Source organism: Paraburkholderia sp. BR14312 (assembly GCF_040948675.1).
Classification (GTDB): domain Bacteria; phylum Pseudomonadota; class Gammaproteobacteria; order Burkholderiales; family Burkholderiaceae; genus Paraburkholderia; species Paraburkholderia nodosa_A.
This window is the reverse complement of sequence record NZ_JBFPKI010000001.1, coordinates 676,468-697,583: the sequence shown is the minus strand read 5'-3', so window position 1 is coordinate 697,583 and position 21,116 is coordinate 676,468. Positions and strand designations below refer to the sequence as shown.

General features: G+C 63.2%; 19 protein-coding genes. 11 read left to right on the top strand and 8 right to left on the bottom strand.

Annotated features, from left to right (window positions below; genetic code table 11):
* Positions 1-2,009 precede the first annotated feature (2,009 nt).
* Both AB3X98_RS03110 and AB3X98_RS03105 read right to left on the bottom strand, forming a co-directional pair.
* The gene (locus AB3X98_RS03110) at positions 2,010-3,008 is read right to left on the bottom strand and encodes a ParB/RepB/Spo0J family partition protein (protein WP_069262986.1); all 999 of its coding nucleotides are present in this window, start codon (positions 3,006-3,008) and stop codon (positions 2,010-2,012) included.
* Positions 3,005-4,213: an AAA family ATPase gene (locus tag AB3X98_RS03105; protein WP_028208684.1), complete on the bottom strand. Its 1,209-nt coding sequence runs from the start codon at positions 4,211-4,213 to the stop codon at positions 3,005-3,007. Before AB3X98_RS03105 ends, AB3X98_RS03110 begins: the two co-directional genes overlap by 4 nt.
* A gap of 1,357 nt (positions 4,214-5,570) precedes the next feature.
* Between AB3X98_RS03105 and AB3X98_RS03100 the strand changes: the two genes are divergently transcribed.
* Positions 5,571-6,953 (top strand): replication initiation protein, encoded by a 1,383-nt coding sequence (locus AB3X98_RS03100; protein WP_368610211.1) that lies wholly within the window; start codon positions 5,571-5,573, stop codon positions 6,951-6,953.
* A gap of 254 nt (positions 6,954-7,207) precedes the next feature.
* Here the strand turns inward: AB3X98_RS03100 and argG are convergent, their stop codons facing one another.
* The 5 genes from argG to AB3X98_RS03075 form a co-directional block, all read right to left on the bottom strand.
* The gene (gene argG, locus AB3X98_RS03095) at positions 7,208-8,542 is read right to left on the bottom strand and encodes an argininosuccinate synthase (protein ID WP_069263475.1); all 1,335 of its coding nucleotides are present in this window, start codon (positions 8,540-8,542) and stop codon (positions 7,208-7,210) included.
* Between the two features lie 52 nt (positions 8,543-8,594).
* The gene (locus AB3X98_RS03090; RefSeq protein ID WP_368610221.1) at positions 8,595-8,783 is read right to left on the bottom strand and encodes a hypothetical protein; all 189 of its coding nucleotides are present in this window, start codon (positions 8,781-8,783) and stop codon (positions 8,595-8,597) included.
* Positions 8,784-8,794: 11 nt separating this feature from the next.
* Positions 8,795-8,950 carry a hypothetical protein gene (locus tag AB3X98_RS03085; RefSeq protein ID WP_368606554.1) on the bottom strand — a complete coding sequence of 52 codons (156 nt, stop codon included), beginning with the start codon at positions 8,948-8,950 and terminating at the stop codon, positions 8,795-8,797.
* A 335-nt stretch (positions 8,951-9,285) separates the two neighbouring features.
* On the bottom strand, positions 9,286-10,296 hold the full coding sequence (locus AB3X98_RS03080) for a glycosyltransferase family 2 protein (RefSeq protein WP_342949367.1): 1,011 nt from the start codon (positions 10,294-10,296) through the stop codon (positions 9,286-9,288).
* Complete coding sequence (locus AB3X98_RS03075) at positions 10,293-10,622, bottom strand: hypothetical protein (protein WP_368606555.1); 330 nt, start codon at positions 10,620-10,622, stop codon at positions 10,293-10,295. Before AB3X98_RS03075 ends, AB3X98_RS03080 begins: the two co-directional genes overlap by 4 nt.
* Here AB3X98_RS03075 and AB3X98_RS03070 point away from each other — a divergent pair.
* The 10 genes from AB3X98_RS03070 (at position 10,621) to AB3X98_RS03025 (ending at position 20,276) form a co-directional block, all read left to right on the top strand.
* Positions 10,621-11,706 (top strand): FUSC family protein, encoded by a 1,086-nt coding sequence (locus tag AB3X98_RS03070; protein WP_368606556.1) that lies wholly within the window; start codon positions 10,621-10,623, stop codon positions 11,704-11,706. The two genes, AB3X98_RS03075 and AB3X98_RS03070, sit on opposite strands and share 2 nt — an antisense overlap.
* A gap of 399 nt (positions 11,707-12,105) precedes the next feature.
* Complete coding sequence (locus tag AB3X98_RS03065) at positions 12,106-13,389, top strand: MFS transporter (protein ID WP_368606557.1); 1,284 nt, start codon at positions 12,106-12,108, stop codon at positions 13,387-13,389.
* Positions 13,390-13,476: 87 nt separating this feature from the next.
* Positions 13,477-14,406 (top strand): LysR family transcriptional regulator, encoded by a 930-nt coding sequence (locus AB3X98_RS03060; protein WP_069262981.1) that lies wholly within the window; start codon positions 13,477-13,479, stop codon positions 14,404-14,406.
* Positions 14,407-14,536: 130 nt separating this feature from the next.
* Positions 14,537-15,031 carry a hydroxyquinol 1,2-dioxygenase gene (locus AB3X98_RS03055; RefSeq protein WP_368606558.1) on the top strand — a complete coding sequence of 165 codons (495 nt, stop codon included), beginning with the start codon at positions 14,537-14,539 and terminating at the stop codon, positions 15,029-15,031.
* Between the two features lie 41 nt (positions 15,032-15,072).
* Positions 15,073-16,092, top strand: coding sequence for a hydroxyquinol 1,2-dioxygenase (locus tag AB3X98_RS03050; RefSeq protein WP_069262979.1), 1,020 nt, complete (start codon positions 15,073-15,075; stop codon positions 16,090-16,092).
* Between the two features lie 52 nt (positions 16,093-16,144).
* On the top strand, positions 16,145-17,611 hold the full coding sequence (locus tag AB3X98_RS03045) for an aldehyde dehydrogenase family protein (RefSeq protein ID WP_368606559.1): 1,467 nt from the start codon (positions 16,145-16,147) through the stop codon (positions 17,609-17,611).
* 7 nt (positions 17,612-17,618) lie between these two features.
* Positions 17,619-18,686 (top strand): maleylacetate reductase, encoded by a 1,068-nt coding sequence (locus AB3X98_RS03040; RefSeq protein WP_368610210.1) that lies wholly within the window; start codon positions 17,619-17,621, stop codon positions 18,684-18,686.
* Positions 18,687-18,741: 55 nt separating this feature from the next.
* Entirely contained in the window at positions 18,742-19,614 is an 873-nt protein-coding gene (locus tag AB3X98_RS03035) for an intradiol ring-cleavage dioxygenase (RefSeq protein WP_368606561.1), read from the top strand.
* Positions 19,611-19,931 carry a YciI family protein gene (locus AB3X98_RS03030; protein WP_069262975.1) on the top strand — a complete coding sequence of 107 codons (321 nt, stop codon included), beginning with the start codon at positions 19,611-19,613 and terminating at the stop codon, positions 19,929-19,931. Before AB3X98_RS03035 ends, AB3X98_RS03030 begins: the two co-directional genes overlap by 4 nt.
* Before the next feature lie 3 nt (positions 19,932-19,934).
* Entirely contained in the window at positions 19,935-20,276 is a 342-nt protein-coding gene (locus AB3X98_RS03025) for a Rieske 2Fe-2S domain-containing protein (RefSeq protein ID WP_069262974.1), read from the top strand.
* A gap of 192 nt (positions 20,277-20,468) precedes the next feature.
* Here the strand turns inward: AB3X98_RS03025 and AB3X98_RS03020 are convergent, their stop codons facing one another.
* Positions 20,469-20,918 carry an ester cyclase gene (locus tag AB3X98_RS03020; RefSeq protein WP_368606562.1) on the bottom strand — a complete coding sequence of 150 codons (450 nt, stop codon included), beginning with the start codon at positions 20,916-20,918 and terminating at the stop codon, positions 20,469-20,471.
* Positions 20,919-21,116 lie beyond the last annotated feature (198 nt).

Here is a 21,116-nt window from a genome sequence, read left to right as displayed (position 1 = left end):
TGGCTTCCCATAGCTGCTCTGCGCCTCTGTTCGATTTCCTTGATGGGTGGCGTGCTGGTCGCTAGTTTGCCTTCTCGTTATGGGGAGCATTGGACGCGTGTGCCTTGTGTTGCTTGCTTCATCTTTGGGGAGCGGATTTGTCAGTTAGTTGCATTTTTAAACTTGCTGCGGGACGCTGCTTATTCAGTGACGAGATGTCATGCTCCACAGTCGCTGGCCGGCTGAGCAACGAATAACAGACGAGTTCGATGCGGGAGCGCGGAGACCGGGCGCCGTGCCACGTCAACCTGAGGAGTGGTACTACCCCGCTGCTGTACCGCGCGACAGGTTCGCCTCTTGCCTGCAGGCTACCCGTACGAAAAGACGCGTCACGCGGGCACCGTTAAGCGGGGCTACTCCGGTCCCGAGGGCAACCGGCTGGGAGTCTCGGCGCAAAGCTTCGGCTAAACGAGCGAACAGCGCGTGCACACTGCTTGAGCATGAACGCAAGGCGTGAAATTGAATGTGACGCGTACGGGGCGCACGTCGCCGAGAAGGTGTCAGGGAAAATCAATGTGGGCGATGTCGTTCTCAAGGAGTTAATGAGAGACATGGCACGTCTGCGGATCTTCGAAGCGGCGTGATCTCGTCCGGTACTGTTGAAGCCGCTCGTTTTCCACTGGCGAGCAGCCTGACCCATTTGAAGCCGCAGGGCGTTGAGTGCGTCCACCGTGTGTCGAGTCGACACACCGGCACGCCCGATACTACGCACGCGCTGGCTACGCTAATCGCAACTGTGGCGGCCGGCGCCCGGGACAGTGGCATCTGCGGGTTTCACACGTGGCGGGCGCCAGGCACTTTGGAGGTATTCGCTTCCTCACGAGCCGCGCCCCCCCCCCGACGAGGCATCTCCCAGATCACGTTCGCCAGAGACCGCTACCGCGGGAAGGCAACGACCGTGTGTCGACTCGACACACCGTTCTGGGTGGGAATTCAGCAAGCAAGCGAACAGACGACGGATCGTCTTCGCGGACACAACATGATGGAGGCGGCTGGAGATGTCACATCCTCATGCTTGTTGTCGCGCGCTCCATGGCCCTCCCGATTTGCCGCCACGGTCCGCGGGTGTCGACTCGACACACAGCCTCGGCCGCCAGATCAGGACTTGAGCGATGGACCATGGTCCCGTGCTACACAGGATGTGTGCAGCCGAGGAGATGACCTCATGCCTTGTTCTCGCTTCGCACCGATGGGGCGTGTCCTGGATCGCAATCCTCTCAGACAGGGACCGAGAGGAAGTCGAGGCAGTGTGTCGACTCGACACACCGTTCTGGGTAGCAAGTCGGCTTGCAAGCGAACAGGCAATGCATCGTCCTCGCGGACGCGACACGATGAGAGTGCTTGAGAGATGATCTCATCCCCGTGCCCGTCGTCGCGCGGTCTGATGACTCTCCGGTTTGCAGCGACGCTCCGCGTGTGTCGACTCGACACAGCGTCCAATCCCTCGCGGACAAAATCGTGGACCGCTGCTCACAGTTTTCGAGCGCGCCCCACGCCGACAGCAGTCCGCGGGCGTCGCCGGCGGCGCACTCAAGCCGGCTATATGTTGCGTCTTTCGGCCGGCACGATCATCGGTCGTGTGTCGAGTCGACACACGACCGATCGCCGGGGGAACGCAGGCATTATCGACGCCCGCTCGGCTCGACACGACGCAAGCCAAGCCGAACACCTTCTCCCCGCAATGTGTCGACTCGACACACGGAGCAAGTCGATGGACCCAACGTCTGGAAACGCTCACCCCCAACAACCAACCCGCGACGAGCTGTCGGCAACCGAAATCCAGGCACCGTGCACAGGGCATCGTCACAGCCCGCACACGTCCCGGCCACGACGCACCTTCCCGTGTGTCGAGTCGACACACGCTCGCCCCGCCGGACAACTGTGTGTCAACTCGACACACAACTTAACCCGCAAAAAGAAAAAGCCCGCCGAGGCGGGCTTCCATCCACATCAACAGCCTCGAGGCCCAATCAGCCGGGCTTCACATTGAACAGCTGACTGATCAGCTCCCGAATTTGCGTTTCCTGGGCATCCGACAGCACACCCGTCTTGAGCTTCACCGTAAAGCTGTTGGTGTCTTTGGTAATGCTGCCGGCGTGGCTCTTGCCCGAGAAGATCTTCTCGATGCTGCGTTCGGATACGCTTTCGGTCGATTCCCCCCGACTCGCTTGCGCTCCGATCGCCGCGGCCAGCTTGCCTTGGTCCAGCGTCCGGCCGACCACGGCCGGCCACAAGTCGCGCGCAGCCGAAAGACCCGCCGAGCCGTACTTCTTGATTGCCGAAACAACCTCGTCAGCAGCCGAGCCGCCGAGCAGTCGTGGATTCAAATCAAGATCGCGCCGGATGAAGTCCGGCAGATTTTCAAAGGCCAAAAACCGGTACAGGCCTTTGCGCGACATTCCCAACGCCTCCGCCATGCGCTTGCGCGTCGGAAACTCCCGTTCGGCGCGGCGCAGCGATTGTCCAATTTCATAATCAGTGAGATCTTCGCGACCGACGTTTTCCACCAGCGCGAGCACCGCCATGTCCTGATCGGAGCACTCGATCACGGAGGCGCGAATATCCTGTGCCTGAATCAGGGCGTGCGCGCGCAGACGTCGTTCACCGGCGATCAGCTGATAGCCGTTCTCCGCCCGACGAACGACGATCGGCTCGACGAGCCCGACTTCGCGGATCGATTCGGCCAGCGAGGCAAGGCCCTCGTCGCTGAAAATCTTGCGCGGCTGCCACGGGTTCGGCTGAATCGCGTTCACCGGAAGCATGAGCTTGTCGCTCGTGTTCTCCAGTTCCTGGATGCGCTGCTGCGCCACCGCCAACGCGCCGAGCATGCCGGGCCCGGTCTTGAACGCGCTGCTGCGGCGCGGCGGCTCGGCCGGAGCGACGGCTGCCGGCCGTTCGGCGGCTGGCCGCTCCGACGTCGAACCGAGTTCACGGGTCTTCGCCGCCATCTTGTCGCGGAATGAACTCACTTGCCGGCCCTCCATTGTTCGACGTAAAGATCGTCGATCCACTGTACGTAATCAGTCAGCGGCTGACGCACGCGCGCGACCGTCTTGTCAGCGAGGTCTCCCTTGCTGATGTCGAACACAGTCGCCATGGCGAGTGCGCCGTTACTCATCGCGGAACTGGCCGGCACCTCGAGCGCGTTCACCCAGTCCTTGTAAGTCCGCTGCACCCACGAGCGCACAACCGGTGCAGACGATGTCTTGCCGTAGTCGACCTTCGAAAGCAGGACGGAAACGAAGTCGTATGTCTTCTCGTCACCGCGTTCCATGATCGTGTGCGCGAGGTCAGAAAACAGGCTCCAGAACGAGACCGAGCTGATGAAGTCCAGGCTTTCGGGCACGAGCGGCATGACCATCGCGTCGGCGGCCATGAGCGCATTGATCGTGAGATAAGACAGCGACGGCGCCGTATCCAGAATGATGTAGTCGTATTGCTTGCGCAGCACCTCCACCCCCTGACGCAGCAGATCCCAGAACTTGAACCCCGGGTTCTTGATCACGGTTCCGGGAATATGGAACTCCGCGGAAAACAGCGTGGGGTGCGCGGGAATGACGTCAAGTCCGTCCCAATAGGTTTCCTGCACAAAATTCAGCAGACCGCCTTCCATATGCGGGTCGTAGATGAACGGCAGGACCGTGCTATCCTCAGTCACTTCCTTTTCGGCATACAGACCGCAAAGCTCCGTGAGCGACGCCTGCGGATCCAGGTCGATCAGCAGAACCTTGCGACCACGCAAGGTCAGGCCTTGGGCGAGACACATGGTGGTGGTCGTTTTCGTCGAGCCGCCCTTGAAGTTGGCAACGAGAATCACCTTGCCGTCGGCGTCGCGCACCCCGGTATGGAGCGGTGTCTGATAAATATCGGAGACCTGCTGGACCCAGGTTCTCGCTTCCGGCAGCGTGAAGACCCGGCTGCGCCCGGAACCTTGCGCCACACCTTGCGGAAGACCCTCGCGGGTGGCGAGCAGGTTGTTCAGTTTGATGCGATCAATGCCGCACATCTCTGCGACCTGAGCGGACGTAAATGTGGGCGCCATCTTTCGCGGCCGCGGCGCCAGCATCATCTCCCGAAGCTCTTCAGATAGACGACCGGCCTCTTCGGCAAATTCAGTGATCGCGGAAAGATCCACACGTCGATCGATCGACGGCAATTCGATAGTTTTCGCCATTAATACGCTTTTTATCAGAATTTGGATAAAGCGTAGAATACAGCAAAAGCGTATGAAAACACACTAATTGAGGGCGATATGAAAAAAAATGACCCTTCAAAACGGCCCGTATTGCCCTCGTGGGACATTCCCAAGGGCAAAGTAGCAGCAAAACCGGCAACGTCGCCCAGGCCGTTGTAGGCCCTTTCGCTGCCGTCTGCCTATTTTTTGTGCAAATCGCCGGGGCCAGAGCACCTCGTTGTTGACGATGTCGGTCGAGGTTTTTGTGCAAATCCAGCTTCAGATCATTCCCCGCAGGCTTCATCGCTCCCATGCGCCCCGCACAGTCACGGTTTTTGTGCAGTTTCACCGGCTGATCCGCTTAGCCCCCTGACCTGGCGGGCGGGTAACGATTTTTGTGCTTCCAGATTTCTGCGAGCCACCCTGGCCGGCCGCGATTGCACAAAAACCGTTACCGTACGCGCAGGGAAAGCCTTGCCGCGCGCGCGCCGACCACCGTAAAGGCACAAAAACCGTTACCCGATTTCCCCTGCGCGCCCAATGCCGCTGCCATTTCGCTATCCCGAGGCAGCCCAGTTCCACCAGGACGAATCTCACCGCCAACGCTGCACAAATTTCGTTACCTCGCGCAGGCGGCAAACGACGGAATCATCACACGGCGACCGCACAATAACCGTTACCTTCCGCCCGCCTTCCAGGATGTGCACAAAAAACGTTGCTATCACGGCGTCGCTCGGCCATGCACAAATTCCGTTGCCTTCCTTCCTCCCACCGAAAAGTCACTTCTGAATAACGTCCCATCGACCACCTTTGCCGCATCCAACTTGATGTCGGCTCGCGTAAAGACGTTCTGCACATAAACCACTTCCATAGATCACTGTAACTGCACAGAAATCGTTACCTTTCCATGGGTTTCGGCGGGCGAAAAGCAAATCCAGTCCCGATGCACCGCCACCGAGAGCCTTTACGTGCGGGGCTTTGAAGGGTTATTCCTCTTGAATTCCCTCACTGCATCGCGAGACACAACACGAAAAAGTTCGCACTGAGCATCTTTTTTTGTGAGCGGTTTGTTTGTTTACTTAAAGATAAAAACCCACCAACCAACTAACGTACGCACCCATTTTCTTGCTTTTCAAGGACTTGCCTTTCAAAAGCACCGTTCTATGTGCTCGCTGCACCGTTTTATGTGCGGCCGGGTGCCGTTTTATGTGCCGCCGCTGTAGAGATATTTGTGCGATCAGGTACGTTTTTTGTGCGCGAGCCGAATCCGGTGCCTGTTTGAGGTAACGTTTATTGTGTTGACTTGTGTTTGCGTAGTGATAGAGTGCCCGCCAATGTCGACGGGGAGAGCGTGCGTATGTCGGAGGAGAGCGGGCGAAGGACTACAACACTGCAGATGTCGCTGGGTCTCTTTGAGGAGATGTCCGGCCAGCCGATCAATGAGAGCACGCGGGAGATCGGTTTTCAGCGCAACAACGTGTTCGTCGCCATCAATGGGCTTGGGCTTTCTTCGCGCCGTTTCATCGACGCCGCCTATTTCATTGCCGCCCAGGAACCCGCGCCGCGCGATATCTACGACGTCGACCTGAATTACTTCAAGTGGCTCATGCGTTATGAGAGCCGCAACGTGCGCCATTTGCAGAGCGTCATCAAGGAAGCGCAGCGCGTGCTGATCGAGGTGACCGACACGCCGCCCGACCGCGCGCCCAGCGAAGACGACCAGTGGATTTCCGAGCAACTGATGGGCAGCGTCAAGATCGGCAAGGGGCGCATCCAGTTCCGCATTCCGCCGCTCATGCTGCGCCACATCACCGGGCCCGACAAGCATCACTGGCTGAACCTGTGCATCACGGCGTCGTTCTCGCAGACCTACGCGCGCGCGATCTACGACTATGTGTTGCCCTTCGTGGCGGCCGGCTTGACCGACTGGATCGAGCTCGACGTCATGCGGCGCTGGCCCGGCAAACTCGGTACGAGCGCGTCGGAGTTCAAGCATTTCCGGCCCAAGTATCTCGATCCGGCGGTGCGCCAGATCAACGAGCTATCCGACATCGACCTCAGCTACGAAACCCGGGCCGACTCGGAAACCTCGCGCAAAATCAACAAGATCCGCTTCCGGATGAAGCGCAAGGACACGGTCGCCGCGCTGCTTTCGCGGCAGCCCGACGCGCACGACCTGCTGCTCACGCTCAAGGAGGAGTTCGGCCTCTCCAACAAGCAGTTCGACGTGATCGCGGAGCATCGCATGAGCTGGACCGACGAGCGCATCCAGCAGGCCATCGAATACACGCGTTTCCGGCTCAACCAGGGCAAGGTGACCAAGAGCCCTGCGGGCTATCTGATGAAGGCGTTGAGCCACAACTGGCAGGTCTCGGAGGCCGAGCGCAAGATGGTGGCGATCCAGGGCGAGCTGGCCGTGGCTGCGACGGCTCAGGAGACCGCCAGGACGGTCGCGACCACGGCGGTGAAGCAGAGCATCGCGGCGCGCGACGAAGAGGCGCGCTCGCAGCGCAACGAGGAGGTCAAGCGAGGCCGCGAGCACTTCGAATCGGCCGACGAGAAGACCCGCAAGGAGCTGGTGCGGCTCTACATCGCCTCGCAGGCCGGCAAGCTCATGCTGCGCCGCCTGAAGCTCGAGGCGGGGGCGCTCTCCGACGGGAACATCCTCAACCATTCCGATCTGTCGTGGTATTTCGGGCAATTCGTCTACGGGAAGATGAAGCAACTTGCCGCGCAGTGAGTGTCTGCAATACGCTTGACGGCTGATATGTCGGTGGGCGTATTTCAGCCTGGCCTCGCAGTCCGTCACTGCCTTCCGCGCTCACGTGGCGGAAAACATCCAGTCGATCAACGAGTTAGGGCACTCGTCCCAGGTGTTCTCCACAAGCTTGCCAACAAAATCTGTGGGTAACTCGAACGCCAGTCGCAAATCCGCGCAGACATAAAAAAAGGGAAGGCCCAGTGCCTTCCCTTTCTTCCTTGAGCGACGACGCCTTACTTCTTCTCGTCGTTCAGCTGCGGCAGCGTATAAGCCGCACCCGGTGCGAGCAGACCGACCTTCGAGTACACACGCAGCTTCTCGCGCGTGTCGGTGATGTCGAGGTTGCGCATCGTCAGCTGGCCGATACGGTCGCGCGGCGAGAACGTCGAGGCGACCTTCTCCATCGACAGACGCTCCGGCTGATACGTGAGGTTGTCCGACTTCGTGCTGAGGATCGAGTAGTCGTTGCCGCGGCGCAGTTCGATCTTCACTTCGCCGGTGATGGCGCGCGCCACCCAGTGCTGGGCCGTCTCACGCAGCATGATGGCCTGCGGGTCGAACCAGCGGCCCTGGTACAGCAGGCGGCCCAGGCGGCGGCCGTTTTCGCGGTACTGCTCGATGGTGTCTTCGTTGTGGATGCCCGTCACGAGGCGCTCATACGCGATGTGAAGCAGCGCCAGACCCGGGGCTTCGTAGATGCCGCGGCTCTTCGCCTCGATGATGCGGTTTTCGATCTGGTCGCTCATGCCCAGACCGTGACGGCCGCCGATGCGGTTCGCCTCGAGCAGCAGTTCCACGGCGTTCGGGAAAGTCTGGCCGTTCAGCGCGACCGGCTGGCCTTCCTCGAAGCGGATCGTCACTTCTTCGCGGTCGATCTTGACGTCGTCGCGCCAGAACGCCACGCCCATGATCGGGTTCACGATCTTGATGCCGCTTTCCAGGCTTTCGAGGTCCTTCGCTTCGTGCGTTGCGCCGAGCAGATTCGAGTCCGTCGAATAGGCCTTCTCGGCCGACATCTTGTATTCGAAGCCCGACTGGCGCATGAACTCCGACATTTCGGAGCGGCCGCCCAGTTCGTCGATGAACTGCTGGTCGAGCCACGGCTTGTAGATCTTCAGGTCCGGATTGACGAGCAGGCCATAGCGGTAGAAGCGCTCGATGTCGTTGCCCTTGTAGGTCGAACCGTCGCCCCAGATGTTGACGCCGTCTTCCTTCATCGCCGCCACGAGCATCGTGCCCGTCACAGCGCGGCCGATCGGGGTCGTATTGAAGTACGTGACGCCGGCCGTCGAGATGTGGAACGCGCCGCATTGCAGGGCGGCGATGCCTTCCGCCACGAGTTGCGCGCGGCAGTCGATCAGGCGTGCACCGGCGGCGCCGTATTCGGTCGCGCGGCGCGGGATCGAATCGTAGTCGTCTTCGTCGGGCTGGCCCAGGTTCGCCGTATAGGCGTAAGGCACGGCGCCCTTGAGCTTCATCCAATGCAGCGCGGCGCTGGTGTCGAGGCCGCCGGAGAAGGCGATACCGACCTTTTGGCCGGTCGGAAGGCTTTCAAGAATTGTGCTCATGATGAGAAAGAACCCGGTAGAACGAGAATACGGAAGGAATTCGGTCGAATCGTCAAGTATGTTGTATCCCCGGCCTTTCGGCAAGCCTGGCGGGGAGGGCGGCAGGCCCCGTTCGCCGCGGTGTCCGCGTTAATAAAAAAGGGGCGCAGCGAGGGCGCTTGCTCAGCGCAGGCGGCGGGCGGCGGCGCGGCGACCGGTCGACGAGGCCTTCGCGCGTGAGCGCGAAAAGCGCCTCACACACGGGCGTAGGGCTCACACCGAAGCGTTTGGCGAGATCGACCGAATTCGGGTCGTCGCCGGGACGAGCCGGCCTTCGATGATGCCGCGCGCCACTCGGTAGACGATCTCGGCGACGCTCGACTGCTCGCCCGTTTCCAGGGCGGCCAGTACGCCGACGTCTTCATCCATGCGCTTTCTTTCCACCGGGGCGCCGCGACCGGGCGCAGCGCCGCGGAGTGTAACAAATCCGCCGCCCGCTTCGCTCTCGAAATCGCAGGGCGGTTACGGAGATGTCAACACGGTCGCGAGAAGGTCTCGGAGAAAGGCGGGAATTCGCCATATGCTGAATCCAACTGTCGACACTAAAAGGCATTCCAATCGACTACCGGTCCGGCAAGGAGACGCCATGTACAGGTGCGCTCGCCAACGCCATGTGCGCGTATTCCAACGAGACGGACGACTGCGAGCCCGTCACGAAAGGTGCACCCAAGACCTGCAGCCCCGTTCACGGCGTGATGTGTCTGCTACGGCATGCGCGTTCGGGACGTATCCACGACCTGCTCGTCCTTCATGCCTAACAGGGCGACGGGCTCCGCGCCGGGCCGCCGCGTGGCTTTCCAGATCATCAGCAGGTGGTAGTAGAGTCGCGGGCTGAAGCCGAAGCGGTACGCGTAGAGATTGCAGAGTGCGAGCTGCAACCCGGCGCGCGCCTCGCGATTGCGCGCGAGCAGCGAGACCACGATCGGCACGAGCCGGCGCATGGCGAGCTTGCGCGCCGGTTCGAGTTCGGGCGGCAACGTGAGGCTGTTGAGAAAACGCCACGCCGAGATCGACGAGGCATTGATGCTCGTGCGCGTCGCCTGGGACACCGAAACGTCTGTGATGCGATAGCACGAAACGTATTCGTTCACGTAGCACACCCGTTTTGCCGCGAGGCACAGGCGCGTGCCGAACACGTAATCGCAGCAGGTGCCGTAGCGGTCGTCGTAGCCGATGCGCTTGACGAGCGCCGCATTGGCAAGCCAGCCGTTGTTGGGGAACATCTGCACGATGCCCACGCGGCCCGGCGGGTGTTGCAGTCCCGCGGCGCTGGCCGTACGGTGATACGCGATGTTCATGCGTTCGCTGGCCGCGTGCATGATGCGCCCGTCGTGATCGGTTTCGTATTGATCGCCGAACGCGACTTCCAGATCCGGATAACGCTCCCACTGCGCAAGCAGCTTCTCGATGCAGTGCACGAGCAGATAGTCGTCGTCGTGGATCAGGAGGATCTTGTCTCCGCTCGCCCGCTCGAAAAGGCTGGCCACGTTGGGCGCCTGGCCGAGCGCCGGCACGTTGCGCCGGTAGGCGATGCGCGGGTCGTCTCCGTAACGCGAGGCGATCAGCTGCTGCGTGCGATCGTCGCTCGAGTCGTCGCCGATCACGATCTCGATGTTCGCATGCGTTTGCATGAGGCACGATTCGATGCAGCGAACCAGCAGTTCAGGCCGGTTGTACGTCGGCAGGCAAATGGAGACCTTCGTTGTTGTCGTCATGGGCAGACCCCAGTGCTTGAGGGATGCGGAGACGTTCGCAAAAGTGGGTTCGTAATGCGAACTTCATCCGTTGCACGTGACGGTAAAGGAACAAAACGCGAAAGAAATTGAAAATAATTCGCAAGGAATGCGCCTTGCGCAGCGCGGCCCGCAAAGCCAACACTGGCCGGCATCCGCACAAAGTGCCGACGTTTGGTCTTACAAATCGGAAAAAAATCCGGGGTGGAAAAATGCTCCGGAATCGTCTGAGGTGGACTGAGTGCCGGAACAGTCGCGTCAATCGCGTTAACATTGGCGCTCCGCCTGAAACGACCGACGGCATCCATGGCCACCATCTCCTACGCCCACAAACCGCTCACGCCGTTTCGCCGTGCGCTCGCACGCTTTTCCCTCTCCGAACTCGCGAAATACACGAAACTCACGCTCGGCATGTGGATCGGATTCGGCGTGCCGTACGCGTGCGGGTATCCCGAGGCGGCGGTCGCGCTTTCCGGCTCGGCGATGCTCACACTCGCGCTCGGCAGTTCCATCTCGGCGGCGCGCGGATACTTCCACAAGCGCGTGATGTCGAATCTAGTCGCGATGCCGATCGGCACGCTGCTGATCTGGCTGACCGCGCCGCATTTGTGGCTGGGCGTGATCCTGCTGCCGCTCGTGATCTTCACGATCGTGCGCATGCGGCCTTCGGTGTTCCAGATGACGAGCATCACCGTGCCGATGACGCTCGTGCTCTACACGGGCGAGCACATACCGCTGCTGGAGCAGCGCCTGATCGGCGTGGTGCTCGGCATGCTGCTCGGTTTCATCATCCAGCAGGTTGCCTTTCCGCCCGATCACGGCTTCTGGGCGAATACGCTCGTGAACGACGGCAACGCACAGGCCGAAGCCTTGCTCACCGAGGTTGCAACGAAAACGCTGGACCGCACGAAACTGAAATCGGCGACGGCTGCGCTGCGCGTGTCGAGCAGCAATCTGAAGCAGGCGCACGATCTCCTCAAGTCCGATCTCGAGCAGTCGTGGGTGTCGGCGCATTTGAAGCGCAATCGGGATCGCCTGCCGCTGTTCGCGTGCTACCACGAGCTGTTCGATTCGATCGTCGGCTTTCTTGAAACGCTCGATACGTTCAACGCGCAATACGAGGCGCTCGATACGCAATGGAAAGAGGCATACCGGCTCGGCCTCGCGCGCCTCGTGGACGTGCACCGGCAACTAGCTTCGCAGGCCGACCTTCGGGTGGAGCGCCCAGGTCTACTCGTGGAGCCGCTGACTCGCGGTGAACTGCATGCGCTTGTCGAAGCGCTGCCCGCAACGGGCGTGTTCACGAGCGTCTATCTCGGGCATTTGACCGGCTACGGCATCCTGCTGAGCCGTCTGAGCGACATGCATACCGAGCACTTGCGCAAAGCGTGAGCGCCGCACTCATTCCTCGCGGATCTTCCCCGCGATCCGCGCGGCGGCGGCCTGCAGATCGCTCGGGCCCGGTCAACTCATGCGCTGAAAGCCTACCGCCCGGCGCGCCAGCGAGCGTCTACCCGTAATTGTCCTGGGGTGGGCGCGCCGCGATGCAGCGCGTGGCGCGCCCTGCTCGCAGCGTCCCGTCTGCCGTGCCCGGCGGCCTTGCGCGCCCGATTGTTCGCGATCCGCGAATGACGTATTCGGGCGTTATCCGGTACTGATCACGCTGCGCTTGCGACTATCTTTGCGTCGTCGATGTCGATAGCGTCCCGCGCAGTGGCGCACGTCGCGTCGCACACCCGTTTTCGACCATGAACGAGTGGCGCGGCATCCGGCCGGCCCAAGGAGACAGAGATGAAACCGAACACATGGGACACGGCCTACGAATGGAAAGCCGTGACGCTGCTGGCACTGGGCTTCGGCCTGGTGGGCCTCGACCGCTGGCTGATCGCGCCGCTGTTCCCGTCCATCATGAAAGACCTCAACCTCAATGCGCAGGATGTCGGCAATTGCATCGGTATCCTGGGCCTTTCGTGGGGCGTGTTCGCGGCGGTCATGGGCGGCATGTCCGACAAGGTGGGGCGGCGCAAGGTGCTGATCCCGGCGATCATCGCGTTCTCGCTGCTCTCGGGCTTCTCGGGCCTCGCAGGCGGCTTCGCGAGCCTGCTGGCCGTGCGCGCGCTGATGGGCGTGGCGGAGGGTTCTTTCTGCCCGACCAGCTTCGCCGCCACCGCCGATGCCTCGCATCCGAAGCGCCGCGGCTTCAATCTCGGACTCCAGCAAAGCGGCTTCGCGCTGTTCGGGCTCGCGCTTTCGCCGATCATCGCGACGCAGTTGCTGGGCGTGATGAGCTGGCGCTGGGTGTTCGCACTCGTCTCGGTGCCGGGCCTCATTCTCGGCTTGCTGATGTACCGCGTGATCCGTGAGCCGCAAGGCGCGCCTGCGCCTGATTCGGGCGCATCCGTGGCGAAGGCCGAACGCGGCCACTGGCGTGACGTGATTCGCAGCCGCAACATTCCCGTGGCGATGGTCGCGCTCTTCTGCGCCATGACGGGCGTGTTCGTGCTCGGCGCCATGCTGCCGCTCTATCTCACGCAGTACCTTTCGCTCGACACCCAGCGCATGGGCGTGGTGGCCTCGGCAATTGGCTTTGGCGGTTTCGTCGGACAGTTCGGCTTGCCGGGGCTTTCGGATCTGTTGGGCCGGCGCCTCGCGAGCGTCGTCGGCTTCGTGGGCACTGCTGTCATGCTGATCGTGTTTCGCGGTCTCGGTGCGCAGCCGTTCGCGCTCTTCGCGGTGCTGTTCGCGGCGTCGTTCTTCACGCTCGGCCTTGTTTCGCTGCTCTCGGGACCGGTTGCCACCGAAGCCGCGCCGGCCGGCATGGTCTCGACTTCGATCGGACTCGTGGTGGGCGCGGGCGAAATCTTTGGCGGCGGCGTGGCGCCCGCGCTCGCCGGATTCGTGGCAGCGCATTTCGGTATCCAGAACATTTTGTGGCTGCCGATCGGCGCGGTCTTCCTCGGGGTGCTCGTGAGCCTCTTCCTCAAGGAAACCGCGCCCGCCAAGCTGCGGCGCAGCGAGGCCGCCGCCCCCGTTGCCCCCGGCGCGCCCTTGCCTGCAGCGGGGCAGGCCGAGTAGCGTGCGCGCCGCCCGTGCAGAGCGGCGCGAGCGCCCGGAGGCGGGCCCTATACTTGAAGGGCCCGAACCCGAGAAGAAGAGAGGAGCATGGACCGATTCCTGAGCATCGAAGCGTTTGTGCGCGTGGCGGAAACGAGCAGTTTCGCGGAGGCGGCCCGGCAACTCGGCGTGACCAGTTCGGTCGTGACGAATCGTATCCAGCAACTGGAGAAGTTCGTCAACGCCCCGCTCTTTCATCGCAGCACGCGGCACGTGCGCCTCTCCGAAGTCGGCGAGGCGTTTTATCGTGAGTGCGCGGAGGTGGTGGGGCGTGTGAACGAGCTGACCGACCAGATGCGCGAGCTGCGCGCCACGCCCACTGGCAGGCTGCGCATCCAGATGTTGCCGGGCTTCGCGCTGGGCCATTTCGGCGCGCCGCTTGCCGAGTTCAACCGCCGCTATCCCGGCATCCAGCTCGACGTGATCGTCAACGACCGCGTGGTCGATCCGATCGAAGAAGGCTTCGACGTCGCTTTCCAGATCTTCCCGCCGATTTCCGATTCGCTGATCGAGCGGCGGCTCTTTTCGGTGCGGCGGCTCTTTTGCGCCACGCCCGCTTATCTGGAGGAGCATGGTGCGCCGCAGCATCCGCGCGAATTGCTGCAGCACACCACGGCGCTCTATTCGGGCTATCCCTCGCGCAACCGCTGGACGATGACTCGCGGCGACGAAGTCGTGGAGATGGAGTTGCCCGGCATGATCCGCTCGAACTCGGTGCACTTGCTGCGCGATTACGCGCTCACGGGCGGCGGCGTGGTGTGCCTGCCTACGCTCGTGGCGAGCGAGGCGCTCCTAAACGGTTCGCTCGTGCCGATCCTCACCGACTACCACTTATCGGCATTGAGTTTTGCCGCCGTATATCCTTCCACACAGCGCCAGGCCCTGAAAGTGAAGGCGCTGGTGGAGTTTCTGGCCGAGTATCTGGGCCCCGAGCCCGCCTGGGACGTGCCGCTGATCGAGCGCGGCTGGGTGCGCTAGCGCCTGCAATGATCGCCTGCCGCGATTATTTGCGAAACGCGAATGCCGTAGTTGCCTGGCCACCGGTTGTTGCCGCCGCGCAGCGCTCCTAAAGTGGATTCCAACGAACCTTCCAAAACAGGAGACAGCCATGACCGATTCGTCATTCCACACCGCCTTCGGCTCGCTCGAGCAGTATCGCAAGGGCGAGATCGAAATCACGAACGGCGACGCCCGCCACTATGTTTTCTCCAATGTCTTCGAAGTCGCCGCAAGCTCTGCGCCCTACGAGAAAGTCGTGGTCGGCAAGAACCTCGACTACGTGATCGAGGTGCTGCGCACGGAAGGGCAATCGCGCTGGTTCGCCTGCGCACACGATGAGTTCACGATCCTGATGGATGGCGAAGTGCGCATCGACTTCATCAAGCTCGATACGCCGCCCACGGGCGGAACGGGCACGGTCGACGCGGGCGAGCAGCCCGCGGGCCGCAAGATGGGCCACGTGGTGTTGCGCCGCGGCCATCAAGCGCTGCTGCCGGCCGGCTGCGCGTATCGCTTCAGCGCGCAGAGGGCTGGCGTGGCGCTCGTGCAGACCATGGCCGGTGAACTGTCCGTGCAGAAGTGGGCGGATATCTGCCTGCACTGACAACACGCGCTATCCGAACACTCGACTACTGGAGACACGACATGGCCACCCTCGATACCCTCGACCATTCCGCAGGCTTCGCCGCCGACACCGTGCGCGCGAGCGAGCCCGACGCCGTGACCGGCTATCGCCGCTACACGCTCGGCGCGTTCGAATTCACGCGCGACGAGTACTTCGTGAAAGTGCTGTGGCCCGCGAAAGGGCAGACGCGCACGCACGCCATCCCCGCCGACGCCTTCCTGCGCGCCATGATGCGCGACGTGGCCTGGGGCTTCTTCTACGGCTGGGTGAACTTCGACCACGTGTTCGGCACGCGCAACCACTACGGCAAGGTGGACGTATATGCGGGCTCGTTCAACGGCATCATGAAGGACGCCGGCGTGGACTATATCGAGACATTCGAAACGCCCACCATCATGGCGACCTTCAAGGCGATCCTGCACGACTGGACCAACGAAGGCTTCGACCCGTTCGCCGCGCCCGAGGAAACCGGCACCGCATTCGGCCGCAAGCATGGCGAGAACGACGCCGCGATCGAGCGTACGCGCATCGCCACGCGCCGCATGCCGGGCCTCGAAGGCGACTCGCCGCTGCGCGACGACCTCCCGGTGAACCGCGCCTTCGCCGACGTGCCTCAGGACAACCCCGAAGTGCACGCCGAGCCCGGCTTCGAAGGCGAGCTGCACGCGTTCAACCTCTTCAAGTACCTCTCGCGCTCGGACGTGACATGGAACCCCTCGGTCACTTCGGTGTGCGGCCAGAGCCTGTTCTGCCCGACCACGGAGGAATACATCCTGCCGGTTTTCCACGGCAACGACCGCGTGGAGTGGTTCCTGCAGCTCTCCGACGAGATCGTCTGGGACATCGGCGACAAGAACACCGGCGCGCCGCGCGCACGCATCACCATGCGCGCGGGCGACATTTGCGCCATGCCCGCCGATATCCGCCACCAGGGCTATTCGACCAAGCGCTCGATGCTGCTCGTGTGGGAGAACGCGACCGCGGGTTTGCCCAAGCGCTACGAGAGCGGCGAACTCAAGCCGTATCCGGTCGAGTTTTGAACGAGCTTCGCAGCTACACAGCAAGCCTTAAGCATCAACCGAGGATTTACTCATGCAAACGCAATTGTTCATCGCCGGCCGCTTCGTCGACGCCGTCGAGGGCGGCACCATCGACGTGCTCAATCCGCACGACGGCTCGCTGATCACGAAGATCGCCGCCGCCACCGCCGCCGACATCGATCTGGCCGTGGCCGCCGCTACGCGCGCCTTCCCGCAGTGGGCGGCGATGCCGGCCGCCGAACGCGGCCGCCTGTTGCTGCGTCTGGCCGACGCCATCGAAGCGAACGGCGAAGAACTCGCGCAACTGGAATCGCTCGACACGGGGCACCCGATCCGCGATTCGCGCGCGCTGGACGTGCCGCGCACGGCGGCGTGCTTCCGCTACTTCGGCGGCATGGCCGACAAGCTGCAAGGCTCGGTCATTCCGGTCGAAACGGGCTTTCTCAACTACGTGCAGCGCGCGCCCATTGGCGTGGTGGGCCAGATCGTGCCGTGGAATTTCCCGCTCATGTTCACGAGCTGGAAGATGGGCCCAGCGCTCGCGGCCGGCAACACGGTGGTGCTGAAGCCCTCGGAAATCACGCCGCTTTCCACGCTGCGCATCGTCGAGCTGATGGCGGAAGTGGGCTTTCCCGCGGGTGTCGTCAACATCGTGCCGGGCTACGGACATACGGCCGGCCAGCGGCTTGCGGAACACGAGGGCGTGGGCAAGATCGCCTTCACTGGCTCGACGGCGACGGGGCGGCGCATCGTGGAGGCCTCGAAGGGCAACCTGAAGCGCGTGCAGCTCGAACTGGGCGGCAAGGGCGCCAATATCGTGTTCGACGACGCCAATCTCGACGCCGCTATCAACGGCGCGGCCTGGGCGATCTTCCACAACCAGGGGCAGGCGTGCATTGCGGGTTCCCGTCTGGTGCTGCACGAGCGTATCGCCGACGAATTTCTCGAACGCTTTGCGGCGCTCGCCGCTTCGATTCGTATCGGTAATCCTTTGGACCCCGAAACAGAAATGGGGCCGCTCACTTCGCTGCAGCATCTGGAGCGCGTGAAGGCCTTCGTGGACGTGGCGCGCGAGCAGGGCGGGCGCGTCCTCACGGGCGGCACGGCGCCGCAGGACCCCGCGCTCGCCAACGGCTACTACGTGCGCCCCACGGTGATCGAGGCGAAGACGCCGGACGATCGTATCGCGCAGGAAGAGGTGTTCGGCCCGTTCGTGACCGTGCTGCGCTTCAATTCCGACGAAGAAGCGCTCGCGATTGCCAACGGCACCGACTACGGTCTCGGCAGCGGCCTGTGGACGCGCGACCTCTCTCGCGCGCACAGCATCGCGGGCAAGATTCACGCGGGCATGTGCTGGGTGAACTGCTACAAGCGCGTGAATCCGGGCAGCCCGTTCGGCGGCGTCGGTCAATCGGGCTACGGTAGCGAAATGGGCTTCGAGGCGATGCACGACTACACGGAGGCCCGCTCGGTGTGGGTCAACGTGGACGCCCAGGTGCCGCCCCACTTCAAGCGTTGAGGCACGTATGGATCGCTTCGTTTATCAGGGCTTGCCGTCGCGCGTGGTGTTCGGCTGGGGCAACCTCGCGCGGTTGCCTGAAGAAGTGGACCGGCTGGGCGCGCGCCGCGCGTTGATCCTCTCGACGCCCGAGCAGCGGCCGCTCGCTGAAGAAGTCGCGCGCCTGCTCGGCGAGCGCGCCGCGGGCATCCATGCCGAAGCGGTCATGCACGTGCCCGTGGAGGTCGCGCGGGCAGCACGCGAGAAAGCGGCGGCGCTGGACGCGCAGTGCTGCGTGGCCGTGGGCGGCGGCTCGACCATCGGCCTTGGCAAGGCCATCGCGCTCGAATCGGCGCTGCCGATCGTCGCCGTGCCCACGACCTATGCGGGCTCGGAGATGACGCCCATCTACGGTCTCACCGAAGGGCGTCTGAAAAAGACCGGGCGCGACCTGCGTGTGCTGCCGCGTACCGTGATCTACGACCCGTCGCTCACGGTCTCGCTGCCGGCCGGCATTTCGGCGGCGTCGGGAGTGAACGCCATCGCGCACGCGGTCGAGGCGCTCTACGCAGAGGACGCGAACCCGGTGATCAGCCTGATGGCCGAAGAATCGATTCGCGCGTTGGGCGAGGCGCTGCCCGGTGTCGTGCGTCGCCCCGACGACGCGGCGATGCGCAGTCGCGCGCTGTATGGCGCATGGCTCGCGGGCACTTCCCTTGGCGCGGTGAGCATGGCGCTGCATCACAAGCTCTGCCACACGCTCGGCGGCACGTTCAACCTGCCGCACGCGCAAACGCATGCGGTCATGCTGCCGCATACGGCGCACTACAACCACGCGGCCGCGCCACACGCGCTCGAGCGCGTGGCGCGTGCGCTCGGCGGCGCGCAGGCGGACGAAGCCGGGCCACGGCTCTACGCGTTGAACGAGTCGCTTGGCATTGCGCTTTCGCTCGCGGAGATCGGTATGCCCGAAGCGGGCCTCGACGAAGCGGCCGATCTCGCGTGTACGAATGCCTATCCCAATCCGCGACCGTTGGAGCGCGCGGCGATCCGCGCATTGCTGCAACGCGCGTGGGAAGGCTTGGCGCCGCGCTAGCCGGGCCGTGCCACGCCGCGAGCGTGGCGCGCAAAACGAAGGAAAGGAGACAACCATGTCGATGCATGACACCGAGGCCGAACGCGCCTTGACGGAACAGGTCGTGGGCCGCTTCGCGAACACACCCGACGCGCGCCTGCGCACGCTGATGCAAAGCCTCGTGCGGCACCTGCACGCCTACGTGCGCGAAGTCGAGCCGACAGAGGCGGAGTGGTTCGCCGCGATCCGCTTCTTGACTGAGACGGGCCAGATGTGCGACGACGTCGTGCGCCAGGAATTCATCCTGCTTTCCGACACGCTGGGCGTGTCGATGCTCGTCGACGCGATCAACCACCGCTACGCTTCCGGCGCGACCGATACGACCGTGTTCGGCCCGTTCTATATCGAAGGCATGCCGGAACGCGCCTATGGCGAGAACATGGCGTTCACGCCGGGTACGCCGGCCCTCGTGCATGGCCGCGTGCTGACGACCGACGGCAAGCCAATCGCGAACGCCTTGCTCGACGTGTGGCAGACGGCGGACAACGGCATGTACTCGGGGCAGGACACCGAGCAACCGCACGGCAACCTGCGCGGCCGTTATCGCACCGACGCCGAAGGCCGCTATGCGATCCGCACCATCGTGCCCGTGTGCTATCCCATTCCGACCGACGGCCCGGTGGGCCGCATGCTCGACGCCACGGGGCGGCATCCGTGGCGGCCCGCCCATCTGCACTTCATGATCACGGCGCCGAGCCACAGCACGCTCGTGACGCACCTGTTCAACCAGAACGACCCGTATCTGGATTCGGATGCTGTGTTCGGCGTAAAGCCCTCGCTGCTCGTCGACTATCGCGAGCACACGGCGGGCGAGGCGGCCGCGCAGCAGTTCGGCTTCGAGGGCGGCTTTCGCGAGGCGCGCTACGACTTCGTGCTGGAGCGCGCATGAGACCGCACACGCGCTACTACGCCGTATTCGCCACCGACAAGCCCGGCATGCGCGACGTCCGCGAGCGCGTGCGCGCGGTGCATCGCACCTATCTGCGCTCGGCCGCGCAGCGTGGGGTGTTCGTGCGGTTGGGCGGCTCGACGCTCGCGCCGCATTGCGACGCGCTCAACGGCACGCTCCTCGTGATCGAGGCGGAAGGATACGACGACGTGATGCGCTTCGTGCGCGACGATCCCTATACGTTGGCGGGGTTGTTCGAGCACGTAGAGATTCGTCCGTGGGACTGGAATCTTGGCAATCCTGAGCAAAGAGTGTGAACCATGCAGACCGTGTGCCTGTGTTGCCTTGACGAGGTGCCCGACGGGGGCGCGCGCGTGATCGACGCCGCGCTCGCGGGGCGGCCGGTCGTCGTCGTGCGGCGTGCCGGCGAAGTATGGGCGTACGCGAACCGCTGCCCGCACTTCTCGGTGCCGCTCGACTACGAGCCCGGCCATGTGCCAACGTATCGCGCCCAGGTGATCATGTGCGCGCATCACAGCGCATTGTTTCGCTTCGAAGACGGGCAGTGCGTCGAAGGCCCGTGCGCGGGAGCGAAGCTCGATGCCATTCCCGTCTGGCTCGATGCGCAGTCCAACGTCGTGGCGCATTGCGGCGGCGCCTGACCGTCTTCCACGCTCGGGGCATCGATGCCCGCGCTGAGTCCGGCATGCGAATGCGCATGGCGCAGGAACAGTGCGAGCAGTTCAGGCCGCAGCCCGTCGCCGCGTTGAGCCGCGAGCGCGTGAAGGGCGAGGAGCGGAGCAAGCTGTGACATGATTCGACTCCCTATGTGAGACCTTCCATTCGCCGCGCTATCAGACGCGCTTGATGAGCCCGAGCTGCGTGAGCGCCGTTACGCCGTCGTCGAGTCCGATCTCCTCGACGATCTTGCCGTCTTTCAGGCGCAACACCGTCGTGCCGGTGAAATGCATCTTGCGGCCGCTCGCCGCCGGCAACGATCCCGCGAGAAAGTCCCCGAACGCCGGGCCCGAATGCGTGCCGCCGCCTTCCCACTGGCCCACCACGTACTCGCCTTCGGCGATCAAGTCGGCCGCGCCCCAGAAGTTCAGATTGGGGAACGCGGCGCGAAAGCCGGTCATGAACGCCTTGATGTCTTCGCGTCCGCGGCGCGGCTCGTGCAGCGAATACTTGAGCAGCATGTCCGGCGCGGCCAGCTCGTCGACGACGCCGAGGTCGCAGGTTTCGCCCCAGAAGCGCGTGAACCAGCGGCCAACGATCGCCTTGTTGTCCTCTTCCATCGACATGTTCGACTCCTTGTTGATCTCGATTCATGGCGAAGCAGGATTGCTGCGCCTGAAATGAACGATATCGACAGGCAAACCTCGTCAATACCCGTTTCTTGCCGTGACATTCGCGTGGCATTCACGCCGTGGCGCGCGCCGAATTAGAGCGCAACATTCGGATCGGAACGCGCGGAGCGTAGGTGTATCGTTGGTCTGTAT